Raw genomic sequence first — 20,611 nt, forward strand, 5'->3', positions numbered from 1 at the left:
TGGCGCCTTGCGGCGGCCAGCCGGCGATTATAGGGCCCGGCCCGGCAGCATGTCGGCCGATTGGCCAGCCGGCGCGCTACACTCACGGCATCACAACCGGATGGAGAAACCCATGCAATTCGAAGCACGACTGGAATGGCAGCGCAACGGCCAGCCGTTCCTGGACCAGAAATACAGCCGCGGCCACGAATGGCGCTTCGACGGCGGCCTGCGCGTGCCCGCGTCGTCCTCGCCGCTGTCGGTGCCGCTGCCGATGTCGGTGGCCGACAACGTCGATCCGGAAGAAGCGCTGGTCGCCGCGACAGCCAGCTGCCACATGCTGTTCTTCCTGTCGATCGCGGCAAAGCGCGGCCATGTCGTGGAAAGCTATGTCGACAATCCCGTCGGTTTGCTGGAGAAGGATGGCGCCGGCCGGATGTCGATGACGAACATCACCATGCGCCCCGAGATCGTGTTCGCCGGCGGTGACTGGCCAAGCGAGGACGAGATCGCGGCGATGCACCATGAAGCGCACGACAAGTGCTACATCGCGAACTCGCTGAAGACCGAGATCACGATCGAACCGCCGATCGAGCCGGAGGGCTGATCCGCGGCGCCCCGGCGTCAGGCAGCCGGGTCTGGAAAGATAAAAAAAGCCCGGCGCATGCGCCGGGCTTCCATGGTTTGCGATCGAGTCTCGCGATCAAGGCCCGCGATCAAACCGGCGAGGTCATTTCGCCGGCGCGGTCGCCGGATTGGTGGTCGGATTCGCCGGGTTGGCCGGATTGTCCGTGTTGCCGCTGGATTGCTGCTGAGTGCCGACCTTGTCCTTGCTCTTCGGCATGGCCGAGCCGCCCGTGCTGCCGCTGCCGGAAGCGCCCATCGCGGTGCCGGTCTTCATGTCCTTCATGGACGAGGCCAATTGCTGCACATGGCCCATGTGCTGGTCGATGGTGGGCTGCAGCTTCGCCGCCAGGCCTTTCACGTCGGCATCCTTGGCGTTCGACTGGGTCTTGACGACCAGCGCATGCGCTTCCTTGTGGCTCTTCACGCCGGCCATGTCGAGGTAAGCCTTGTCGAACTTCTCGCCGGACATGGCCTGCAGCTTCTTCGCCATGGCCTTGTGCTTGGCATCCGGCTCGCTCGGCAGCGTCACGTTCTTGGCCTGGGCCACGGCCTTCACTTCATCGAGCCCCTTGGTGTGGTCATCCACCATCTGCTGGGCAAAGGCCTTCACTTCGGCATTCTGCGACTTCTGCAGCGCGATCTTGGCGGTTTCCACCTCGGCCATGTTGGCGATCGCCATGTCCTTGAGTGCCTTTTCGTCGGCTTTCGCCAGCGACTGGGCATAAGCCGAACCCATGCCCATCAGCACGGCCAGCAGCGGCACGCCCAGGTAACTCTTCCACATCCTTGCCTTGTTCATTGCATTCTCCTGTAGTGGTCTGAAATTTTCGGGTGGTAAGACACGATATGAGACAGAAACTCGGACACAAACTCCGACAACAAACTGGACAAACACGGAGCGAAGCCACTTCCAGGCTCCTTATGCGGTTTATCGAATGAGATATGCATATTACGGCGGAACGTGCGGTGGAGACGCACATTACGCTGGACCGGGAGGCGGTGAGGCCGGGAAGCGGCGCAGGGAGTGACGCGTGGAAATGAGGCGGGGAATCAGGCGGGAACTGAGGCGGAAACTAAGGCGGAAACTAAGGCGGAAAACGGCGCGGGAAAGTGCACGAAAACCAGGCGAGGCCGGCAAAAAAGCACCGGCCGCGCGAAGCGGCCGGTGCTGCCTTCATTGGCCCGTCGCCGGGCAGCTAATTGGCGCCGGGCGTGACGGTGCCGTTACCGCCCGCATGCTTGATGAACGGCACGCGCTGGCTGACTTCGCGCAGCCGTGCCCGCATGACCTCCGGCGCCGCCGGACCGGGTGCGAACACGTACTCCTCGTCGCTGATCGTCGCACCGCTGCGTTTGTCGACCAGGATCTGCTCGGCCGGCTGGCCGGTTTCCCGGTGTACAACGAGCAGGCTGGCCCCTTCCGGCGCCAGGTGTTCATTGCCCCATGCCACGAATGCCAGCAGGACAGGCTTGAACGCGCGACCCTTTTCGGTCAGCAGGTACTCGTAGCGCGGCGGCCGGGCACTGTACTGCCGCTTTTCCATCAGGCCGCCCGCTACCAGCCCGGCCAGCCGCCGGGTCAGCATGTTGGGCGCGATCTTCAGGCTTTTCTCAAACTCGTCGAACCGTGTGAGCCCGTAAAACGCGTCGCGCAGGATGAGAATGCTCCACCATTCGCCTACCTTGCCGAGGCTGCGCGCTATCGGACAGGGCATCTGGCCAAAATCGGTATGTTTCATTATTCCTCCCACTTGTGCACATTAAAAAACGAACGAGCGCAACAGAGGCTCTGTTTTACCCTGAAAATGGTCCGAACAAACTATCGAATAATCACCGACGGGATAAAAGAACGTGTTTTTTCACTCTGGGCTCAGCATTATGGCCATTCGTGCACAGTGAATAGGCAACTGGCCGTTTGCTATGCGATAAAAAATGATCCGGCAACGCGAACGGTGATATTTTCTATTTAATTACGGTGCATAATATATGCAGCCCGGAAGCCATCGCCAACCTTATGTCGCAGTAATCCCCATGTTATGTACCTGACGACCGACGCCACCGTTCGCAATATCCTGATCGTGGATGATTCCGCTTTCGAACAGCGCTTGCTGGCCGACCTGCTCAGCGAGTTTCCCTACCGCGTGTGCGTTGCCTTCAACGGCGAGGAAGGTTACCGCCTGGCACAGACCCGGCATCCGGACCTGATCCTGCTCGACGTGCGCATGCCTGACATGGATGGCTACACCTGCTGCCGCCTGCTGAAAGCCAACCCGGCCACGCAGGACATCCCTGTCATCTTCGTCAGCGGCACCGAATCGGCGGAAGAACGCATCCATGGCCTGTCGATCGGCGGCGTGGACTTCGTCAGCAAGCCCTTCCTGCCGGCCGAGCTGGCCGCACGCATCCATGTGCACCTGAACCTGATGCCGCGGCAGGAACCGGCGCCCGCGCGCTGCGCCGATGCGCCCGACATCCCATTTCTTCAGGCTGACCGGGGCGCTGGCCCGCAACGGGATCACTGAAGCGCGCCAGTGCATGCCACTGGCAAGATCATAGACAACTGAGTCTATGACTGCTGGAATTTTATCGCCAACTCCTCATATTCCACGGCAAAAATAAGTATACAAGTCGGTCTATGTTGGCTATCGTGTGAAAAACATCACGAGGAACCGCCATGACGGCACCCGCCGACCATCCGAAGCCGACACCGGCCGAGCTGGAATTGCTCCAGGCGCTGTGGCCGCTGGGCGCCGCGACCGCGCGCCAGGTTCACGACGCGCTGCGCGACAGCCGGCCCGAGCTGGGCTATGGCGCCGTGCTGCGCCTGATGCAGGTGATGCACGGCAAGGGCCTGCTGATCCGCGACGACAGCCAGCGCTCCCATGTGTACGCACCCGCGCAGCCGCGCGACGCCTTGCAGACGAATTTGCTGAAAGACCTGTTGCAGCGCGCTTTTGCCGGTTCCGCCAAGGCACTGGTGCTGGCCGCGCTGAAAACCGGCATCTCGCGCAAGGACCGCGAGGAGATCGAACGCATGCTCCGGGAGGAAAAAGAATGACGGCGATGTTCTTGCGGCCTGGCGGCGTCGTCGATGCGCTGGGCTGGACCCTCGTGCATTTCCTGTGGCAGGGTGCGCTTGCCGGTGCCGTCACCGCGCTGGTACTGGCCGCGTTGCGCGATGCCCGGCCGCAGCTGCGCTATGCGATGGCCTGCACCGGCCTGCTGGCCTGCGTGCTGTGGCCGGCCGCCACGCTGGCACTGCGGCTGCACGAGGCCACGGCGGCCGCGGGCGGCGGTGCCGTCGTCCAGCTGGATGGCTCCTTGCAGGCCGGCGGGCTTGCCGGGCTGGTGCAGGCGCACATGGGCTGGATCGTCGCGGCCTGGGCGGCATGCTGCATGGCGCTGCTGGCCCGTACGGCACTCGGCATGGCATGGATCGCGCGTGCCGTGCGCACCGGCGCACACGATCCGTCGTGGCAGGCGCGGCTGGACCGGCTGGCCGGCGCGATGGGCGTGGCGCGCCGGGTGCGGCTGCGCGTCGTGCAGGGCCTGGCCAGCCCGGTCGCGGCGGGCTGCTGGCGCCCCGTCGTGCTGGTGCCGGCCAGCCTGCTGTCGGGCATGCCGCCGGACCTGCTGCACGCGCTGCTGGCGCATGAAATGGCCCATATCCGCCGCCACGACTACCTGGTGAATGTATTGCAGAACCTGGCCGAAACCCTGCTGTTCTACCACCCCGCCGTGTGGCGGCTGTCGCGCCGCATCCGGTTCGAACGCGAACTGGTCGCGGACGATCTCGCCGCTGGCCACGCCGGTGGTCCGCGCCGCCTGGCGCATGCCCTGTCCGAACTGGAAAAGCGCCAGTTCGCCCACCACGAACCGGCCCTCGCGGCCGATGGAGGAGACTTGATGAAGCGTGTTACCCGACTGCTGCGCCCCGCCACCGGGCGCGATCCTTCGACCACCGTCGCCACCGCGCTGGCCGCCGTGCTGCCGGCACTGGCGCTGGCCGGCGCCTTTTTCGCCGGCGCGGCGCAGGCGGACGTGGTGACGGCCGATCCGGACAAGCGAGCCGTCGTCGACTTCAAGACCTGCGCCAAGCCGGTGTGGCCGAAAGCGTCGCTGGCGGCCCACCACACGGGTACCGTGACGCTGGCCTTCCTGATCGACACGGATGGCACCGTGGGGGATGCGGAGGTGAAGCAGTCGAGCGGCCACCCGGCACTGGATGAAGCCGCGCGCGAAGGAATCCGCAAATGCCGGTTCGTTCCCGGCGTGAAGGACGGCAAGCCGGTCGCGTCATGGATGCGCATGCAATACACGTGGCTGCTCAAGTGAGGCGTCGCCTCCTGCCCATCCTGGTGGCGGCCGCCGGTTGTGCAGCCATGGTCGCCAGTGCCGCCAGTGCCGCCGACCTGCCCGCCCACCCCTTTGTTTCCACCACCGGCAAGGCGCAGATATGGGTGGCGCCCGACATCGCCGCCCTGTATTTCGACACCGGCGCGCAGGATGGCAGCGCCGAACAGGCTGCAGCCTCGCTCGATGAACTGTCCACCGCCATCGCCGCGCTGCTGGCCGAACATGGCGTGGCCGGGAACGATATCGACGGGTCGGAACTGGCGAAGAAAACCGTGGCCCTGTCGAAACCGGCGGCGGACGGCGGCACCAGCGCCTATCTGCTGACGCGCCACTACCGGGTGCAGGTGCGCGACCTGGGCCGCCTGCCCGGCCTGGTGGCGGCGCTGCTGGCACGCGACCACGTGGACAGCCTGAGCGCCTCGTTCGAACGCACCGACAAGGACAGCATCGACCGCGAGCTGATGGGCCAGGCGGCGGCCGATGCGCGCGCCAACGGCACCCTGCTGGCGGAAGCGTTCGGGCGCAAGCTGGGCCCGGCCGTGGCGATCGCGCGCGCGCCGCTGGACAAGATGGGCCAGGCCTTGCTGGAACCGCCGGGCGCAGGCAGGCCCACGCTGCCGGCGGCACAGGGCATCAAGGCGTATTCGGTGCCGCCGGCGATCCCGTTCGCGCAGTCGGTGACGGCGGTGTTCAAGCTCGGCGGCCCTTCCGCCGATACCGCGGCCGCCCGCAAATCGTCGCGCTGACCAGGCGGGCCGGCGCTCAGTCCCGCGCCATCACCGCCAGCAGGCCGGCCACGTCCACGCCGCTGTCCTGCCGCAAGGTGCACCGCTCCAGTGCCAGTACGGCAAAACCATGGCGGGCGACGAGGCGCTGCAGATAGGCGGTGGCATGCGCATAGCGGCCGGACGGGCGCAGCGCGTAGCCGGCTTCTGCCTTGCGCTCTTCCTTGTGCTCTTCCTTGCTGCTGTCCAGCACCTCGACCGAGAAGGCGAACCGGCCGCCGGCGCGCAATGCCTGCCGGGCGGCGCCGAACAGCGCATCCAGGTCGCCGATGTACACCAGCACGTCCGCCGCCGCCAGCACGTCCCACTGCCGGTCGCTGTCCCGCAGGTAGGGTTCGATGCCGGCGCATGCCAGTTCATCGTAGACGCCCAGCTCCCCGGCCCGGGCCAGCATCGCGCGCGACAGGTCGACGCCGCCCAGGTGGCGCGCCAGGGGCCGCAGGTGCGGGCCGCACAGGCCGGTGCCGCAACCCAGGTCCAGCACATCGAAGCCGTTGCCGTTGCCTGCGCTGTCGGGCAGGTGCCGCTGCAACAGGCTCGCAAGCAGGGACGGCGTGCGGTAGCGCAGTTCTTCGACCAGGTGCCGGTCGAAACGCGGGGCATAGCCGTCGAACAGCGCGGCCACGTAGTCCGGCGGCGACGCTGGCGGCGCCGCGCCGGCACCCAGCGCGGCCAGCAGGTAGTCGACGGTGGCGGCGTCGGCACCCATCTTCCTGGCTTGCCGGTAAGCGATGATGGCGGCTTCGTTCCGGCCCAGCGCGCGCAGCGTGTTCGCCAGCCCGAGCTGTGCCCTAACGTAGCCGGGGCGGGCCGCCAGCGCATGGTGCCAGCTGTCCAGCGCCGCCTCGGGCTGGCCGGCATACAGCAGCAGGCCGCCACGCCCGCACCAGGCTTCCGCATAGCCGGGGCGCAGTTGCAGCGCGCGGTCGAAGCCTTGCAGCGCCCCTTCGGTATCGCCGGTGGCCAGCAGCGAGACGGCGGCGCCGTTGACCGCTTCCGGGTAGGCCGGCCGGGCGGCCAGCGCCGCGGCGAAGCCGTCCAGCGCCGCATCGTGCCGGCCCAGTTCCTGCAATGCCAGCGCGCGGTTGCACAGCGCTTCCGGATAGCGCGGCGACAGTGCCAGCGCGGCCGCGTAGCCGTCCAGCGCTTCGTCCACGCGGCCGAGGCGGCGCAGCGCGTTGGCGCGGTTGCACAGCGCCAGCGGGTAGTCCGGCTGCAGCGCCAGCGCCCGCTCATAGCTGGCCAGCGCGTCGCCGTCGCACCCGGCATCCTGCTGTGCCGCGCCGAGGTTGCAATGGGCGATCGCGCGCGTGCCATCGAGCGCGATGGCGCGGCCGATCAGCTCCAGCGCCCGCTGCGCATCGCCGCGCTGGCGTGCCAGCACCCCGGTGAGGTGCAGCGCATCGAAGTTGGCCGGATCGTGTTGCAGGACATGCGCATACAGCGCCTCGGCGTCGGCGAATGCGCCACGCTGGTGATGCGCGACGGCTTGCCGCAGGAGGGAATCGGTCGTCATGGCGGTATTCATGGCTGTATTAAAGCGGTCAACCTGACGCAGGTCAAACTCTTGTCACATTCAAACGGCAGAATACGCCTGCTTCTGTGGAGAGGGGCACACCTGGCGGAGCAACCCGCCACTACCGGCGCCGGCGGTCGGGAAATATACCGGCACCACATTCTTCTAGCCGCTCTTACAGCGGCCAGATGCAACGCGACAGCAGCGAGCAGACGATCGCGTTGCCATTCCAACCCGAACTCTGGCAGCATGGCGGCTCCCTAGCCGAGGAGCCGCCATGAATGCCGACCTGACCCTGCTGCTGGATGAACTCGAACGATTCGGTGCCGCCAACGATGGCGGCATCGCCCGCGGCGATCCGGCCAGCGCGCAGCGGATGCTGAACATCACGCGCGATACCGGCGAATTCCTGGCCGTGCTGGTACGCGCCACGCGGGCCCGCGACATCCTGGAAATCGGCACGTCGAACGGCTACTCGACGCTGTGGCTGGCCGATGCGGCGGCCGCCGATGGCGGCAAGGTAACGACGGTCGAGCTGCAGGACACCAAGTACGCGATGGCGCAGGAAAACTTCGCGCGCGCCGGGCTGGCCGACCGGATCGATGCGCTGAACGCCGATGCGGGCGAAGTGCTGCGGGTGGCCGGCGATGCGGCCTATGACCTGGTATTCCTGGATTCGGACCGCACGCAATATGCCGGCTGGTGGCCCGAGATCCGCCGCGTGCTGCGCCCGCGCGGCCTGCTGGTGGTCGACAACGCGGTCTCGCATGCCGACGAGATGGCTTCCTTCGTCGACGCCGTGAAGGCCGACGGCTTCACGTGCAGCCTGGTCCCGGTCGGCAAGGGCGAATTCCTCGCTACGCGCGGGTGACACAAGCCACGGGAAGAAGCCAGAGGAATTGCCGAGCTCGTGTCAGGGGGTCAGGCACCCTGACACGAGCTCGGCAATTGAAAGAGTGATCCCTTGCAAGGGATCACCGCATTGCAGGCGCGGTGCGGTGCACCACGAATTCCCTGCAATGCCGTGATACGGGCTCAGTCGATGTACGTCAGCCCCGCGGCGGCCAGCGGCTCGCGCATCCGGTACATATCGAGCCCCAGCACGCCGCTGGCCAGCTTGGCGCGCTTCTCGCCTTCCAGGTCTTCGCGCCTTTGCGCCACGTCCGCCACGCGCGCGGCATCGGCGGCCGGCACGACGACCACGCCGTCTTCATCGGCCACGATCACGTCGCCCGGATTGACCAGCGCGCCGGCGCACAGCACGGGGATGTTGACGGAGCCCAGCGTGGACTTGATGCAGCCCTTGGCGCTGATGCACTTGCTCCACACGGGGAAGCCCATCTCGCGCAGGAATTTCACGTCGCGCACGCCAGCGTCGATCACCAGCCCCTTCGCGCCGCGCGCCTGGAAACTGGTGGCCAGCAGGTCGCCGAAGTAGCCGTCCGTGCAATCGGCCGTGATGGCGGCCACCACGATGTCGCCCGGCTGGATCTGTTCCGCGACGACGTGCATCATCCAGTTGTCGCCCGGGTGCAGCAGCACGGTGACGGCGGTACCGGTGGCTTCGGCGCCCTGCCAGATGGGGCGCATATAGGGTTTCAGCAGGCCGACGCGGCCCATCGCCTCGTGCACCGTGGCGCTGCCGAATGTCGCCAGTTGGGCGACGGCGGCCGGGTCGGCCCGTTCGATAGTGCGCTTGACGATGCCGAGCTGGTTGATCAGGGGAGCGGTCATGTCATTGTCCTTTCGCGTTTAGTTGCGCATCCAGGCGCGGGAATACGCGGCGCGCATTGCCTTCGAAGATCGCGAAGCGCTCCTCGTCGGTGAGATTGGCGGCCTGGATGTAGCGTTTCGTGTCGTCGTAGTAGTTGCCGGTTTCCGGGTCGATGCCGCGCACGGCGCCGATCATCTCGGAAGCGAACAGCACGTTCTTCGCCGGGATCACCTTCGTCAGCAGGTCGATGCCCGGCTGGTGATAGACGCAGGTGTCGAAGAAGATATTGTTCAGCAGGTGTTCGGCCAGCGGGGGCTTCTTCATTTCCTGCGCCAGGCCGCGGAAACGGCCCCAGTGGTACGGCACCGCGCCGCCGCCATGCGGGATCAGGAACCGCAAGGTCGGGAAATCCTTGAACAGGTCGCTCGTCAGGCATTGCATGAAGGCGGTAGTATCGGCGTTCAGGTAATGCGCGCCCGTGGTGTGGAAGCACGCATTGCAGCTGGTGGAGACGTGGATCATCGCCGGGATGTCGTACTCCACCATCTTTTCATAGATGGGGTACCAGTGGCGGTCGGACAGCGGCGGCGCAGTCCAGTGCCCGCCGGACGGATCGGGGTTCAGGTTCAGGCCGACGGCACCGTACTCCTTCACGCATTTCTCCAGCTCGGGAATGCAGCTGGCCGGATCCACGCCGGGCGACTGCGGCAGCATTGCCGCCGTCGCGAAATGGTCCGGGAACAGTTGCGCCACGCGCGCACACAGTTCGTTGCAGATCGCCGCCCAGGTGGCGCTGGTGTTGAAGTCGCCGATATGGTGCGCCATGAAGCTGGCGCGCGGCGAGAAGATCGTCAAGTCCGAGCCCCGTTCCTTCATCAGGCGCAGCTGGTTGGCTTCGATCGTGTCGCGCAGCTCGTCGTCGGAGATCTTCAGGTCGGACACGCGCGGGCCCAGCTCCGGCGTGTTCAGGTTGGCGACCTGCCGGTTGCGCCATTCCTCCAGCGCCCTGGGCGCCGTGGTGTAGTGGCCATGGCAGTCGATGATCAGTGGCTTTTTCATCTAATTCGTATCCTTAACAAGGTATCAAGACTTCGCCGCGCATGATGGGGCGGGCGGTGCGCAGCAGTGCCGCGCGGGTGACCTGCTGGCCGTCGACATCCAGTTCGACGGAAAACTCGCCGGTCGGATGTTCGACCGATACCGCCTTCGTGCGGCCGGCCGGCACGCTCGCGATGCCCTGCGTGATCGCGCCGTCCAGCACGCAGGCCGTGGCAACGGTGACCGCTGCCAGCACGCCGATGGAGTCGTGGCAGACGTGCGGAATGAAGCAGCGCGTGGCGATCGTGCCACCCGCCGCGGGGGGAGCCACGAGGCACATCTTCGGGTAGTTCTTCGCCTTCACGTCGCCCAGGCCCATCAGCGGGCCGCAAGCCAGGCGCAGCGCCTCGAGCTTGTCCTTCAGCGCCGCGTGGCCGTTCAGGTACGCCGCGCTTTCGTCGCCGGCGATGCCGAAATCGGCGGCGCGCACCAGCACCATCGGCATGCCGTTGTCGATCAGCGTTGCCGCGACGGTGCCGAGGCCGGGCACGGCAACGTGGTCGAGCGCGCGGCCGCTCGGCAGCAGCGCCGGGCATACCGAACCGGCCGTGTCGAGGAACTCGATGCTGACGGGCGCTGCGCCGCCGGGCACGCCGTCGATGCGCGTGGTGCCCGTGTACTGCAGGCGTCCTGCCGGCGTGGGCACCGTAACGTCGCATTGCATGCCGGTGTTCAGGGTGAGGATGCGCGCCGTCGTCGTGCCATCGCCGATGGGCAGCAGGCCCCGTTCCAGCGCGAACGGCAGCACGGCGGCCAGCATGTTGCCGCAATTGGGCGTCACGTCCACCGTGTCGCTGTCCGGCTGCAGCTGGGCGAACAGGAAGTCGAGGTCAACGCCCGGCGTGGTACTGCGGCGCACGATGCCGACCTTGCTGGTCAGCGGATGCGCGCCGCCCAGGCCGTCGATCTGGCGCGGATCGGGCGAGCCCAGGGCGGCCAGCAGCACCTTGTCGCGCTGTGCCGGATCGGCCGGCAGGTCGGCCTCGACGAAGAACGGGCCGCGCGAGGTGCCGCCCCGCATCAGCATGCAGGGCACGGCGCGCAGGTCGGAGGGAGCATATTCCATGGCACGGTTGACGTGAGTTGACATGCCGGCCAGTATCCGTGGCGGCGCCTGCCGCGTGGTTGCGTTGTGCCCGGCGTTTTGTTCTAATTCCCTTATCGCCCCTCTTCCGGTCCGCATCGATGTCTTTGGTCAGCCTGCGTCACCTGCATGCCTTTTCCGTGGTTGCCGCCACCGGCGGCATTCGCCGCTCTTCCGATGCGCTGTTCCGTGCCTCGTCGGCGGTAGCACGCTCCGTGACAGCGCTGGAGGCCAGCCTCGGCGTGCTGCTGTTCGAGCGCAAGGGTCGGGGCATGCTGCTGACGGCGGCCGGCCAGCTGGCGAAACTGCGCGCCGACCGCATCGAGGCCGAATTGCGCGACGTGCGCGACGACGCCGTGCGCCTGCGCGAAAAATGGCTGGAAAAGGCCGTGGACCGGAGCCCCGCCAGCAATGATCGAGGAAAATTCAGCGGCAATGTCGGCGGCATCGAGGCGCTGCTGAATGAACGCCGGCTGCAGGCCGCCGTGCTGCTGGCCGAAGTGCACCACATGCCCACGGTGGCGCACACGGTGGGCACCTCGCAATCGGCCGTCAGCCAGGCCATCGCGCGGCTGGAAGACATGCTGGGCCAGCCGCTGTTCCTGCGCACCGCGCACGGCATGGTGCCCACCGACGCGGGCCGGCGCTGGGTGGAACGGTTCGAACGCGTGCTGGCCGAGCTGCGGCACATCCCGGAAGACATCGCCGCGCTGGCCGGCGTGGTGGAAGGCGTGGTCACCGTGGGCGCCTTGCCGCTGGCGCGTTCGCAACTGCTGCCGGGCGCGATCGCGGCCGTGCTGCAAAAGCATCCGCGGCTGCGCATCCGCTCGCTGGAAAGCCCGTACGAGGAATTGACGGCCGGGCTGCTGTCCGGCCGCGTCGACTTCATCGTCGGTGCGCTGCGCCAGGGTGCCGGCGACGCGTTCGAGGACCGCGTGCTGATCGAAGACCGCGTGGCCCTGATCGCCCGGCGCGGCCATCCGCTGGCCGCGCCGAACGGTGCACGCCACGTTACCGATGCCGAGCTGGCCGGCTACCCGTGGGTACTGTCGCGCGCTGGCACGCCGCTGCGCGAATCGCTGGAAGCGTTTTTCCGCGGCCGCGGCGTGTCCCCGCCGGTGCCGGCGGTGGAAACGGGCGACCTGGCGCTGCTGCGCGGCCTGCTGGTGGAAAGCGACATGCTGACAGTCCTGTCGGCCCACCAGCTGCACCATGAAATCGCCACCGACCAGCTGGCGGTGCTGCCCTACGACATGGCCGGACTCGAACGCCGCATCGGCCTGATCACCCGGCGCGGCGCCCACCTGTCGCCCGGCGCCAACGCACTGCTGGCCGAGATCGACGCCTGCGCCGCCCGCTGGCGCTGACGCTTCCCCCGCGCTTTACATTCCTTTACCTCCGCCCAAAGCCGATAAGCAGATTGCAACGCTGCGGCAGGTAATGGCAATACTCCCCGGAACGCCAAAACGTACACTTGCCTTGCGGTGATGCCTGATATTCAAGGATGGCATTACCGGGCAGGTCCGCGCCGCCACACGCGCTGCCCGACCAAAACAGGTGTTTACCAATTGGAGACTTAATGAATACCGTACAATCGCTCGACGTCCGGGCCACCATCAACGGCCGCCCCATGAGCGGCTACCAGTGGCTGCTGCTGGTGCTGTGCTTCCTCATCGTGGCGACCGATGGCATGGACGTGGCCATCATGGGCTTCCTGGCGCCCGCCATCACCAAGGAATGGGGTATTTCCAAAGCGGCGTTCGGCGTGGTGATGAGCGCCGCGCCCATCGGCCTGGCCATCGGCGCGCTGCTGGTCGGCCCGCTGTCCGACCGCTACGGCCGCAAGAAACTGCTGATGTCGGCGATTTTCTGCTTCGGCCTGTTCAGTCTGCTGTGCGGCTTCGCGACCGATGTGATCAGCTTATCGGTACTGCGCTTCCTCACCGGCCTGGGCCTGGGCGCGGCGATGCCGACGACGACCACGCTGCTGTCCGAATACCTGCCCGAGAAATCGCGCAGTACGCTGCTGGCGGTGATGTTCACCGGCTTCAACCTGGGTTCCGCGCTGGTGGGCTTCGGCGCCGCCGCGATCCTGCCCGACCATGGCTGGCGCACGGTGCTGATGGTGGGCGGCGCGATTCCGCTGGCCTGCCTGCCGTTCTACCTGTGGCTGGTGCCGGAATCGACGCAGTTCCTCGTGACGAGGAAGTTCCCCGCCGAACGCATCGCCCGCACGCTGCGCCGTGTCTGCGGCGGCGATATCCCGCAAGCCGAAACCTACACGAACAGCGAGCAGGCCGTGAAGGAAGCGGCACCGGCCAAGGCGCTGCTGTCCGGCCAGTTCCGGAAAACCACGCTGTCGCTGTGGGCCACCTACTTCATGGGCCTGCTGGTGATCTACCTGCTGAGCGGCTGGCTGCCGACCCTGATCAAGGATGCCGGCCTGCCGATCGAGCGCGCCGCCAACATCACCGCGCTGTTCCAGCTGGGCGGCACCGTGGGCGCGCTGTTCGTCGGCTACTTCATGGACCGCTGGGTGCCCAACAAGGTGATCGCCACCGCCTACATCGGCGGCGCCGCTTTCATCCTGATGCTGGCATCGTCCAGCGTGGAATCGTCGCTGTTCGCGGTACTGGTGCTGCTGGCCGGCTTCTGCATGAGCGGCGCCCAGACCGGCATGAACGCCTTCGCGCCGTCCTGCTATCCGACCGCGGTGCGCGCCACCGGCGTCAGCTGGATGCTGGGCATCGGCCGCTTCGGCAGCATCTCCGGCTCCTTCCTGGGCGGCATGCTGCTGACGATGGGCTGGGGCTTCTCGGCCGTCATTGCGATCCTGGCGATTCCGGCCACGCTGGCCGCCATCGCGATCATCGCCGCCACGCTGGGCAAGCAACGCCAGGTACTTGCCTGACCTTATTTGCTGACCTTATTTGCTGACCTCATTTGCCGGACCTTGCTTGCCGGACCTTGCTTGCATCACCTGAATGACCTGCCCCTCGTGGCCTGAACCACTGCAACGGAATAGACATCATGGCTAACATCATCGGCGCGATCGCGTCTTCCCACACTCCCACGATCGGCTTCGCGCTGGACGCGAACAAGCAGCACGACGCCGTCTGGGCCCCAATCTTCAAGGCCTACGAGCCGGTGCAGCAATGGCTGGCGGAAAAGAAGCCCGACGTGCTGCTGATGATCTTCAACGATCACGTGACGTCGTTCTTCTTCGACCATTACTCGGCGTTCGCACTGGGCATCGGCGACGAATACAAGCCCGCCGACGAAGGCGGCGGCGCGCGCGACCTGCCCGCTATCGCCGGGCACACCGGCCTGGCGCAGCACATCGGCCAGTCGCTGATGGCCGATGAATTCGACATGTCGTTCTTCCAGGACAAGCCGCTCGACCATGGCTGCTTCTCGCCGCTGTCGATCATGTGGCCGCACGACGGCGCCGGCCCGAACCCATGGCCGGGCAGCATCGTGCCGCTGCAGGTGGGCGTGCTGCAATTCCCCGTGCCGTCCGGCCGCCGGTGCTACAAGCTGGGACAGGCGCTGCGCCGCGCCATCGAGAGCTTCCCGGAAGACCTGGACGTGGCGATCGTGGCGACCGGCGGCCTGTCGCACCAGGTGCACGGCGAACGCGCGGGCTTCAACAACACCGAGTGGGACAGCCGCTTCCTCGACATGTTCGAAGCCGACCCGGAAGCGCTGCTGGACCTGACGCACGCCGACTTCGCCCGCCTGGGCGGCTGGGAAAGCGCCGAAGTGGTGATGTGGATGATCATGCGCGGCGCGATGGCCGGCAAGATCGACTGCCTGCACCGCGAGTACTACCTGCCGTCGATGACCGGCATCGCCGTGTCGATCTACCAGAATGCCGTCGAGGTGGACCCGGCGCTGCACCAGCGCGCCGTCGAACGGCACCGCGAGCACATCGCGCACCAGACGAAAGGTGCCGAAGAGCTGGAGGGTACCTATCCGTTCACGCTGGAGACCAGTGCGCGCGCCTACCGCATCAACAAGTACCTGCACCAGCTGATCGAGCCGGAGTTCCGCGCGCGCTTCAAGGAAGCGCCGGAAGCCACGTACGACGAGGCTGGCCTGACGGACGTCGAACGGCAACTGGTCTCGCAGCGCGACTGGCAGGGCATGATCCGCTACGGCGTGATCTTCTTCCTGCTGGAAAAGCTGGGCGCGGCGGTGGGCGTGTCGAACCTGCACATCTACGCGGCGATGCGCGGCGAAACGCTGGAAGCGTTCCAGAAGACGCGCAACACCAAGGCCCTGTACTCGGTGGGCGGCGCGGCCAAGGACGCCGACTGGAACAAGCCGAAGACCTGATTGTCCTGAAGCGGGCCGGCGAGCCCGCTCCCCTGATCCGATGCCACCCTCCTCCGGCCGGGGCGCGGTATCGCTCATCCCTGCACGAACAACCATCCGATTCACTCGAGGAGACAGCATGAAGAAAACCCTGATCGCCAGCGCCATCGCCGCTTGCGCGATGGCCGGCGCGTTGCCGGCGCAGGCACAGAGTTCAATATCAGTTTATGGACTGATCGACGGCGCCGTGGAGCACTACACCAACGCCGACGCGGCCGGCAACGGCGTCACGCGCAGCCCGAGCCTGGGCGGCGGCATGTTCCCGTCCCGTATCGGCTTCAAGGGTTCCGAAGACCTGGGCGGCGGCCTGAAAGCCATCTTCACGCTGGAAAACGGCTTCGCGCCCGATGCCGGCACCATCAACCAGGGCGGCCGGCTGTTCGGCCGGCAGGCCTGGGTCGGCCTGGCCGGCAGCTGGGGCCAGGTGACGATCGGCCGCAACTACAACATGCTGTATGTGTCGTCGTTCGACGTCGACGTGTTCGGCCCGTCGCAATACGGCCTGGGTGCGCTCGATCCGGCGGTGCCGAATGGCCGCAGCGACAATTCGGTCGCCTACAAGGGCACGTTCAACGGCGTCACGCTGGGTGCCACGTACAGCCTGGGACGCGACACGTCGGCTGCGGGCGGCGCCTCCGGCACGAACTGCGCCGGCGAATCGGCCGCCGATGCGCAAGCCTGCCGCGAATGGTCGGCGCTGCTGCGTTATGACCGTCCCACCTGGGCGGTGGTGGCCGCCTATGACCGGATCCACGGCAGCCCCACGGCGGCCAATGGCCTGAACACGAGCGACAAGACGGACAGCCGCCTGCACGTCGCCGGCTTCGTCAAGGGCAGCGACTGGAAGGTGGGCGGCGGCGTGCTGCTGCGCGAGAACGAAGGCTCGGCGACGCAGCCGAAGAGCCGGCTGTATTACCTGGGCGCGGCGTACAACGCCACGCCGCTGCTGACGATCGACGGCCAGGTGGGCAAGCTGGATTACCGCGCCACCGGCAACGATACGAAGCAGGCGCTGCTCCGTGCCACATACCTGCTGTCGACCCGCACCGCCGTCTACATTGCCGGCGGCCGGCTGGACAACGACGGCACGGCCGCCGTCGCGCTTTCCGCCGGGGGCTCGGTCGGCGCGGGCATGGGGCAGACCGGCATCATCACCGGCATCAAGCACGCGTTCTGAGCCCCGCCCGTTGGCCGCACTGGTGTCGGACTCCCGCAGGATGTCGGACACCGGTCTTTCCGCGCCCGCTACAAAAAACGGTGACAGGCTCTAATGCCGTGAAGTTAAGCGTCATCCGGCATTGACAGCGCATGCATTCACCCCCAACAGCGAAGGGCTGGGGTCAGACCCGCCGGGACTGACCCCGGTATTTGCACTTGGGGTGAATTAACTATGGAAATTGGTGACTGTCACCGTTTTTGCGGGTGCCGGCCAACGGTCTTTCCGCGCCCGCCAGCGCCGCCGCCGCGTTGTCCATGCGCGACTCAGCCATCTCCCAAAAGTTAAAGTAATTTCTGAAGTATGCGCTTCAAGTCCCGGACTTGATATGATGGCTGCAAGCGTAACAACGGAGGCAGCCATGGACGATTCAGTCTACGACGAGGCCCGGGCCGACTGGCGCACGGCGCAATGCGTCGATACGGGCGTGAAGGTATCGATGGCCGATGGCGTCACGCCCGCGCTCGAATTCATGCTCAAGTGCGGCGTGCCGCGCGGGGTGGCGATGCGCGTGCTCGCCGGGCCGCGCTTCGGGCGTCCTGCGCGCTCCAGGCTCCCGGCCGCCGGCCCGGCGCCGGAGCTTTACAAATCCTCGTGATGGTCGGAAGCGCCCCGCTTCCAGTATGCCGAGATCCGGCTGGCGGTACGGGGGAAGCCTTTTTCGCCATGCACCACGTCGCGCACCTGCGCGGCGATCGACGCTTCGCCGCCAAACCACACGAACGCATCGTCGGCCGGTAGCGGGATCGCGCGAATCGCCTCCACCAGCGCGGCGCCGTCGGCCACTTGCCACACGTCGAGCTGCGCAGCGGTGGCGAGGGCCACGTCATCGCCGCCGGCGACGACGACGATCGCGCGCACGCCCGCAGGCAGTTCTTCCATGCGGCGCCGGATCGCCGGCAGCGCGGCCGAGTCGCCGGCCAGCAGGTGCCATGCGTAGTCGGCGGGGATGATCATCGAGCCGCGCGGGCCGCCGATCGTGACGCGCTGGCCGACGGCGGCCTGGCGCGCCCAGGCCGACGCCTTGCCCTCACCGTGCAGCGCGAACTCGATCGTCAGCTCGCACGCGGCGCGATCATACCGGCGCGGCGTGTAGTCGCGGCGTACCGTCTCGCCGGACGGATCGTCGAAGATGAATTTCACGTGGTCGTCGAACGATGCGGAAACGAAGTCCGCCAGGTCGCCGCCGCGGAACGTGACCGCCACGAAGTGCGCGCCGAGGGGCGCCACGCCGACCACCTCCACATCGCGCCGTTTCAATTCGTGCCGCACGCGCCGCACCCGGCTCGAAGTTTCCATGCCTGCTTCCATCCGCCGCTCCAATTAGTTGATAAGGTCCCCTATTCTGCGCGCGATTGGTGGACTTGGTCAACTAACTTCGCGGCGCTGTTCATCCTTGCACATTCGGTCCAATCTTGCCATAATTGAGAATAGTTCTCATTTGTATTCGCACCCATTAGTAATCACACCTATTAACGCATCGCCGCCGGACATTCGCCCTCCCGGCGCCGCGTGCCACCTCACAAGCCAGCCATGCAAGCACAACCAACGATGGGGCCGCCAGCCGCCAAACCCAGAAAACCCGGCCCCGGCTGGCGCTACCGCACCGGCGTCGCGGTGCGCGCGCTCGCGGCGATCCTCGGCGGCTATGCACTGTCCGCCGCATGGGCGGCGGCGCTGGCACTGACCCTGCCGACCGTGCGTGTGGAAGCCGCGCTGACGGCGACCATGACCGCGCTGGCGATCTACCCCTGCGCGGCGATGTGGTGCTTCGGCGCGCGCACGGCGCAGCGCGCCGTCACCGGCCTGGCGATCGCCGGCGTGGTGCCCGCCGCCATCCTGTTGCTGAAGGGGGCCGCATGAAAGAAGGCATCCGCCAGTCGATGGCATGGCTGCATACCTGGTCCGGCCTGCTGGTGGGCTGGATACTGTTCATGGTGTTCGCGGCCGGCACCGCCAGCTACTTCCGCGACGAGATCACGCTGTGGATGAAGCCCGAACTGCACGGCGTGGCGCATGCGGTGGTCCCGCAGGCGGTGGCGGTGGCGAACGCCGTCGAGACGCTGCAGGACAAGGCGCCGAAGTCGCAGCGCTGGTTCATCACGCTGCCGACCGAGCGCGAGCCTGGCCTGCGCGTAAGCTACAACGCCAAGCCGCCGCCGGGCGAAGGCGGTGGCCGCCAGCGCAACCTGAAGAACCTGACGCTCGATCCGGCCACGGGCGCCGAACTGTCGGCCCCGCGCGAGACGCGCGGCGGCGATTTCCTGTATCGCCTGCACTTCGACCTGCATTACATGTCGCCCCTCTGGGGCCGCTGGATCGTCGGCTTCTGCGCCATGTTCATGCTGGTGGCGATCCTGTCGGGCATCGTCACGCACAAGCGCATCTTCAAGGACTTCTTCACGTTCCGGCCGAAGAAGGGCCAGCGTTCGTGGCTGGACTTCCACAATGTCTCGGCCGTGCTGGCCCTGCCCTACCACCTGATGATCACGTACACCGGCCTGCTGACGCTGATGTTCATGTACTTCCCGCAGGGCATACAGGCGGTGTACCAGGACAAGCAGGAGACCTTCTTCTCGGAACTGTTCGGCAATCCACCCTCGGATGCCAAGGCGGCCCGCGTGCCCGCGCCGCTGGCCCCGCTGGCGCCGATGGTCGAACAGGCCACGCGCACGTGGAACGGCGCGCCGGTGGGCCGGGTGACGGTGGCCTTCCCGAACGACGCCAACGCCACCGTCTCGATCACGCAGCAGACCGGCCACGCCATCAGCTACGACGTGCCCACCATCGTGTTCGACGGCGTGACCGGCCGCGTGGCATCGGCCGCGCCGGAACACAGCGGGGCGGCCAAGGATACCCGCGGCGTGATGTACGGCCTGCACGTGGCGCGCTTTGGCGATCCGTTCACGCGCTGGCTGTTCTTCACCTGCGGCCTGGCCGGCTGCCTGATGGTGGCCACCGGCCTGCTGCTGTGGGCCGTGAAGGAACGGCCGAAGCACCTGAAGGCCCATGCCGGGAAGGTCGGCTTCAGCCTGCGCCTTGTGGATGGCCTGAACATCGCCGCCGTGGCCGGCCTGCCGCTGGCGATGGCCGTGTACTTCTGGGCCAACCGGCTGATCGAGACGGGCATCGCGCAGCGGCCGGAGGCGGAAATCCGCTGGTTCTTCACGGCGTGGGGCATCGCCGCCATCGCCGCGCTGGTCAAGCCGGGGCGCCCGATGTGGCGGATCCAGCTGGCGCTTGGCGGCCTGGCCTTCGCCCTGCTGCCGCTGCTGAACGGTGTCACGGGCGGCGCCCACCTCGGTACCAGCATCGCCCGGGGCATCTGGGCGGTGGCCGGCTTCGACCTGGTGACCCTGCTGCTGGGCGCCTTCCTGCTGTACAGCAGTCATTACCTGGGCAAGGCGAGGGCACCGAAGGCCGCCCGCGCTGCGCCGACACCAGGCAGCGGAACGGATGCCAAGCCTGAACTTGCCGGGAGCAACGCATGAGCGCCGCCATCTTCTTCACCATCGCCGCGCTGGGCGCGGCCGCCGCCGGGTTCGGCGGCCTGGGCCTGGCCATGGACCGGCACTGGGAAGCCATCCACGGCCGCGGCAGCGTGCCCGCGCCATCGCTGCGCCGCCTGCTGCAGCTGGGAGGCAGCGCCGCGCTGGCGATCTCGCTATGGTGCTGCCTGGCCGTGCACGAGGCAGACAATGCCGGCCAGGCCGTCGTGCTGTGGTGCGGCGTGCTGTCGGTGGCCGCGTGGAGTTCGGTGGCGGTGATGACCTATGCCGCGCAGCATGCGCGCCACTCGGCGGCCGGTGCCGCGCTCGTGGCCTGCGCCACCGCCGTGCTGGCGCTGGTGCTGCGCTGA

At 67.0% G+C, this 20,611-nt stretch carries 21 protein-coding genes; 14 read left to right on the top strand and 7 right to left on the bottom strand.

What is annotated here, in order from left to right; all coding sequences use genetic code 11:
• The first annotated feature begins 112 nt into the window (after positions 1-112).
• On the top strand, positions 113-586 hold the full coding sequence (locus tag EYF70_RS25790) for an OsmC family protein (RefSeq protein WP_131147934.1): 474 nt from the start codon (positions 113-115) through the stop codon (positions 584-586).
• A gap of 123 nt (positions 587-709) precedes the next feature.
• Here the strand turns inward: EYF70_RS25790 and EYF70_RS25795 are convergent, their stop codons facing one another.
• Both EYF70_RS25795 and EYF70_RS25800 read right to left on the bottom strand, forming a co-directional pair.
• Positions 710-1,405, bottom strand: coding sequence for a DUF4142 domain-containing protein (locus EYF70_RS25795; RefSeq protein ID WP_131147935.1), 696 nt, complete (start codon positions 1,403-1,405; stop codon positions 710-712).
• Between the two features lie 397 nt (positions 1,406-1,802).
• On the bottom strand, positions 1,803-2,345 hold the full coding sequence (locus tag EYF70_RS25800; RefSeq protein WP_131147936.1) for a winged helix-turn-helix transcriptional regulator: 543 nt from the start codon (positions 2,343-2,345) through the stop codon (positions 1,803-1,805).
• 297 nt (positions 2,346-2,642) lie between these two features.
• Here EYF70_RS25800 and EYF70_RS25805 point away from each other — a divergent pair, with 297 nt between their 5' ends.
• The 4 genes from EYF70_RS25805 to EYF70_RS25820 all read left to right on the top strand — a co-directional run bounded on the left by EYF70_RS25805 (position 2,643) and on the right by EYF70_RS25820 (position 5,708).
• Positions 2,643-3,128 (top strand): response regulator, encoded by a 486-nt coding sequence (locus EYF70_RS25805; protein WP_131147937.1) that lies wholly within the window; start codon positions 2,643-2,645, stop codon positions 3,126-3,128.
• Between the two features lie 152 nt (positions 3,129-3,280).
• Positions 3,281-3,664 carry a BlaI/MecI/CopY family transcriptional regulator gene (locus EYF70_RS25810; RefSeq protein ID WP_131147938.1) on the top strand — a complete coding sequence of 128 codons (384 nt, stop codon included), beginning with the start codon at positions 3,281-3,283 and terminating at the stop codon, positions 3,662-3,664.
• Positions 3,661-4,941 (top strand): M56 family metallopeptidase, encoded by a 1,281-nt coding sequence (locus tag EYF70_RS25815; protein WP_229420564.1) that lies wholly within the window; start codon positions 3,661-3,663, stop codon positions 4,939-4,941. Before EYF70_RS25810 ends, EYF70_RS25815 begins: the two co-directional genes overlap by 4 nt.
• Positions 4,938-5,708, top strand: a complete 771-nt coding sequence (locus EYF70_RS25820) for an SIMPL domain-containing protein (RefSeq protein ID WP_165497787.1) — start codon at positions 4,938-4,940, stop codon at positions 5,706-5,708. Before EYF70_RS25815 ends, EYF70_RS25820 begins: the two co-directional genes overlap by 4 nt.
• Before the next feature lie 16 nt (positions 5,709-5,724).
• Here the strand turns inward: EYF70_RS25820 and EYF70_RS25825 are convergent, their stop codons facing one another.
• Positions 5,725-7,263 carry a tetratricopeptide repeat protein gene (locus EYF70_RS25825; RefSeq protein ID WP_165497788.1) on the bottom strand — a complete coding sequence of 513 codons (1,539 nt, stop codon included), beginning with the start codon at positions 7,261-7,263 and terminating at the stop codon, positions 5,725-5,727.
• Positions 7,264-7,540: 277 nt separating this feature from the next.
• On the opposite strand from EYF70_RS25825, the gene EYF70_RS25830 reads away from it, so the two are divergent.
• Positions 7,541-8,134, top strand: coding sequence for an O-methyltransferase (locus EYF70_RS25830; protein WP_131147941.1), 594 nt, complete (start codon positions 7,541-7,543; stop codon positions 8,132-8,134).
• A gap of 164 nt (positions 8,135-8,298) precedes the next feature.
• On the opposite strand, the gene ligK is transcribed toward EYF70_RS25830, so the two are convergent.
• The 3 genes from ligK to EYF70_RS25845 are packed head-to-tail and all read right to left on the bottom strand — an operon-like array spanning position 8,299 to position 11,165.
• Positions 8,299-8,982: a 4-carboxy-4-hydroxy-2-oxoadipate aldolase/oxaloacetate decarboxylase gene (ligK, locus tag EYF70_RS25835; protein ID WP_131149351.1), complete on the bottom strand. Its 684-nt coding sequence runs from the start codon at positions 8,980-8,982 to the stop codon at positions 8,299-8,301.
• 16 nt (positions 8,983-8,998) lie between these two features.
• Positions 8,999-10,024 carry an amidohydrolase family protein gene (locus EYF70_RS25840; protein WP_131149352.1) on the bottom strand — a complete coding sequence of 342 codons (1,026 nt, stop codon included), beginning with the start codon at positions 10,022-10,024 and terminating at the stop codon, positions 8,999-9,001.
• Between the two features lie 25 nt (positions 10,025-10,049).
• Positions 10,050-11,165 (bottom strand): 4-oxalomesaconate tautomerase, encoded by a 1,116-nt coding sequence (locus EYF70_RS25845; RefSeq protein WP_229420565.1) that lies wholly within the window; start codon positions 11,163-11,165, stop codon positions 10,050-10,052.
• Between the two features lie 95 nt (positions 11,166-11,260).
• Here EYF70_RS25845 and EYF70_RS25850 point away from each other — a divergent pair, with 95 nt between their 5' ends.
• From EYF70_RS25850 to EYF70_RS25870, 5 genes are all read left to right on the top strand, one after another.
• Positions 11,261-12,526: a LysR family transcriptional regulator gene (locus EYF70_RS25850; protein ID WP_131147942.1), complete on the top strand. Its 1,266-nt coding sequence runs from the start codon at positions 11,261-11,263 to the stop codon at positions 12,524-12,526.
• Positions 12,527-12,738: 212 nt separating this feature from the next.
• Positions 12,739-14,070, top strand: a complete 1,332-nt coding sequence (locus EYF70_RS25855) for an MFS transporter (RefSeq protein WP_131147943.1) — start codon at positions 12,739-12,741, stop codon at positions 14,068-14,070.
• Positions 14,071-14,189: 119 nt separating this feature from the next.
• The gene (locus EYF70_RS25860) at positions 14,190-15,497 is read left to right on the top strand and encodes a gallate dioxygenase (RefSeq protein WP_131147944.1); all 1,308 of its coding nucleotides are present in this window, start codon (positions 14,190-14,192) and stop codon (positions 15,495-15,497) included.
• A gap of 118 nt (positions 15,498-15,615) precedes the next feature.
• Complete coding sequence (locus EYF70_RS25865; RefSeq protein WP_131147945.1) at positions 15,616-16,713, top strand: porin; 1,098 nt, start codon at positions 15,616-15,618, stop codon at positions 16,711-16,713.
• A 400-nt stretch (positions 16,714-17,113) separates the two neighbouring features.
• Entirely contained in the window at positions 17,114-17,350 is a 237-nt protein-coding gene (locus tag EYF70_RS25870) for a hypothetical protein (RefSeq protein ID WP_131147946.1), read from the top strand.
• Here EYF70_RS25870 and EYF70_RS25875 read toward each other — a convergent pair.
• Positions 17,335-18,051: a siderophore-interacting protein gene (locus EYF70_RS25875; RefSeq protein WP_131147947.1), complete on the bottom strand. Its 717-nt coding sequence runs from the start codon at positions 18,049-18,051 to the stop codon at positions 17,335-17,337. The two genes, EYF70_RS25870 and EYF70_RS25875, sit on opposite strands and share 16 nt — an antisense overlap.
• Positions 18,052-18,285: 234 nt before the next feature.
• On the opposite strand from EYF70_RS25875, the gene EYF70_RS25880 reads away from it, so the two are divergent.
• From EYF70_RS25880 to EYF70_RS25890, 3 genes are read left to right on the top strand one after another with little or no spacing between them, the layout of a single operon-like run.
• Positions 18,286-18,615 carry an iron transporter gene (locus EYF70_RS25880; protein WP_229420566.1) on the top strand — a complete coding sequence of 110 codons (330 nt, stop codon included), beginning with the start codon at positions 18,286-18,288 and terminating at the stop codon, positions 18,613-18,615.
• On the top strand, positions 18,612-20,243 hold the full coding sequence (locus EYF70_RS25885; RefSeq protein ID WP_131147948.1) for a PepSY-associated TM helix domain-containing protein: 1,632 nt from the start codon (positions 18,612-18,614) through the stop codon (positions 20,241-20,243). Before EYF70_RS25880 ends, EYF70_RS25885 begins: the two co-directional genes overlap by 4 nt.
• Entirely contained in the window at positions 20,240-20,611 is a 372-nt protein-coding gene (locus EYF70_RS25890; RefSeq protein ID WP_131147949.1) for a DUF3325 domain-containing protein, read from the top strand. Before EYF70_RS25885 ends, EYF70_RS25890 begins: the two co-directional genes overlap by 4 nt.

The sequence above is a fragment of the Pseudoduganella albidiflava genome (assembly GCF_004322755.1).
In the GTDB taxonomy this organism is placed as follows: domain Bacteria; phylum Pseudomonadota; class Gammaproteobacteria; order Burkholderiales; family Burkholderiaceae_D; genus Rugamonas; species Rugamonas albidiflava.

What these genes read in the sequence shown, in the direction of transcription:
- EYF70_RS25860 (WP_131147944.1), top strand. Translation starts at nt 14,190, where the DNA reads ATGGCTAACATCATCGGCGCGATCGCGTCTTCCCACACTCCCACGATC.
- EYF70_RS25805 (WP_131147937.1), top strand. Translation starts at nt 2,643, where the DNA reads ATGTACCTGACGACCGACGCCACCGTTCGCAATATCCTGATCGTGGAT.
- EYF70_RS25830 (WP_131147941.1), top strand. Translation starts at nt 7,541, where the DNA reads ATGAATGCCGACCTGACCCTGCTGCTGGATGAACTCGAACGATTCGGT.
- EYF70_RS25845 (WP_229420565.1), bottom strand. Translation starts at nt 11,165, where the DNA reads ATGTCAACTCACGTCAACCGTGCCATGGAATATGCTCCCTCCGACCTG.
- EYF70_RS25795 (WP_131147935.1), bottom strand. Translation starts at nt 1,405, where the DNA reads ATGAACAAGGCAAGGATGTGGAAGAGTTACCTGGGCGTGCCGCTGCTG.
- EYF70_RS25885 (WP_131147948.1), top strand. Translation starts at nt 18,612, where the DNA reads ATGAAAGAAGGCATCCGCCAGTCGATGGCATGGCTGCATACCTGGTCC.
- EYF70_RS25890 (WP_131147949.1), top strand. Translation starts at nt 20,240, where the DNA reads ATGAGCGCCGCCATCTTCTTCACCATCGCCGCGCTGGGCGCGGCCGCC.
- EYF70_RS25865 (WP_131147945.1), top strand. Translation starts at nt 15,616, where the DNA reads ATGAAGAAAACCCTGATCGCCAGCGCCATCGCCGCTTGCGCGATGGCC.
- EYF70_RS25815 (WP_229420564.1), top strand. Translation starts at nt 3,661, where the DNA reads ATGACGGCGATGTTCTTGCGGCCTGGCGGCGTCGTCGATGCGCTGGGC.
- EYF70_RS25875 (WP_131147947.1), bottom strand. Translation starts at nt 18,051, where the DNA reads ATGGAAACTTCGAGCCGGGTGCGGCGCGTGCGGCACGAATTGAAACGG.
- EYF70_RS25855 (WP_131147943.1), top strand. Translation starts at nt 12,739, where the DNA reads ATGAATACCGTACAATCGCTCGACGTCCGGGCCACCATCAACGGCCGC.
- EYF70_RS25790 (WP_131147934.1), top strand. Translation starts at nt 113, where the DNA reads ATGCAATTCGAAGCACGACTGGAATGGCAGCGCAACGGCCAGCCGTTC.
- EYF70_RS25870 (WP_131147946.1), top strand. Translation starts at nt 17,114, where the DNA reads ATGGACGATTCAGTCTACGACGAGGCCCGGGCCGACTGGCGCACGGCG.
- EYF70_RS25850 (WP_131147942.1), top strand. Translation starts at nt 11,261, where the DNA reads ATGTCTTTGGTCAGCCTGCGTCACCTGCATGCCTTTTCCGTGGTTGCC.
- EYF70_RS25810 (WP_131147938.1), top strand. Translation starts at nt 3,281, where the DNA reads ATGACGGCACCCGCCGACCATCCGAAGCCGACACCGGCCGAGCTGGAA.
- EYF70_RS25880 (WP_229420566.1), top strand. Translation starts at nt 18,286, where the DNA reads ATGCAAGCACAACCAACGATGGGGCCGCCAGCCGCCAAACCCAGAAAA.
- EYF70_RS25800 (WP_131147936.1), bottom strand. Translation starts at nt 2,345, where the DNA reads ATGAAACATACCGATTTTGGCCAGATGCCCTGTCCGATAGCGCGCAGC.
- EYF70_RS25825 (WP_165497788.1), bottom strand. Translation starts at nt 7,263, where the DNA reads ATGACGACCGATTCCCTCCTGCGGCAAGCCGTCGCGCATCACCAGCGT.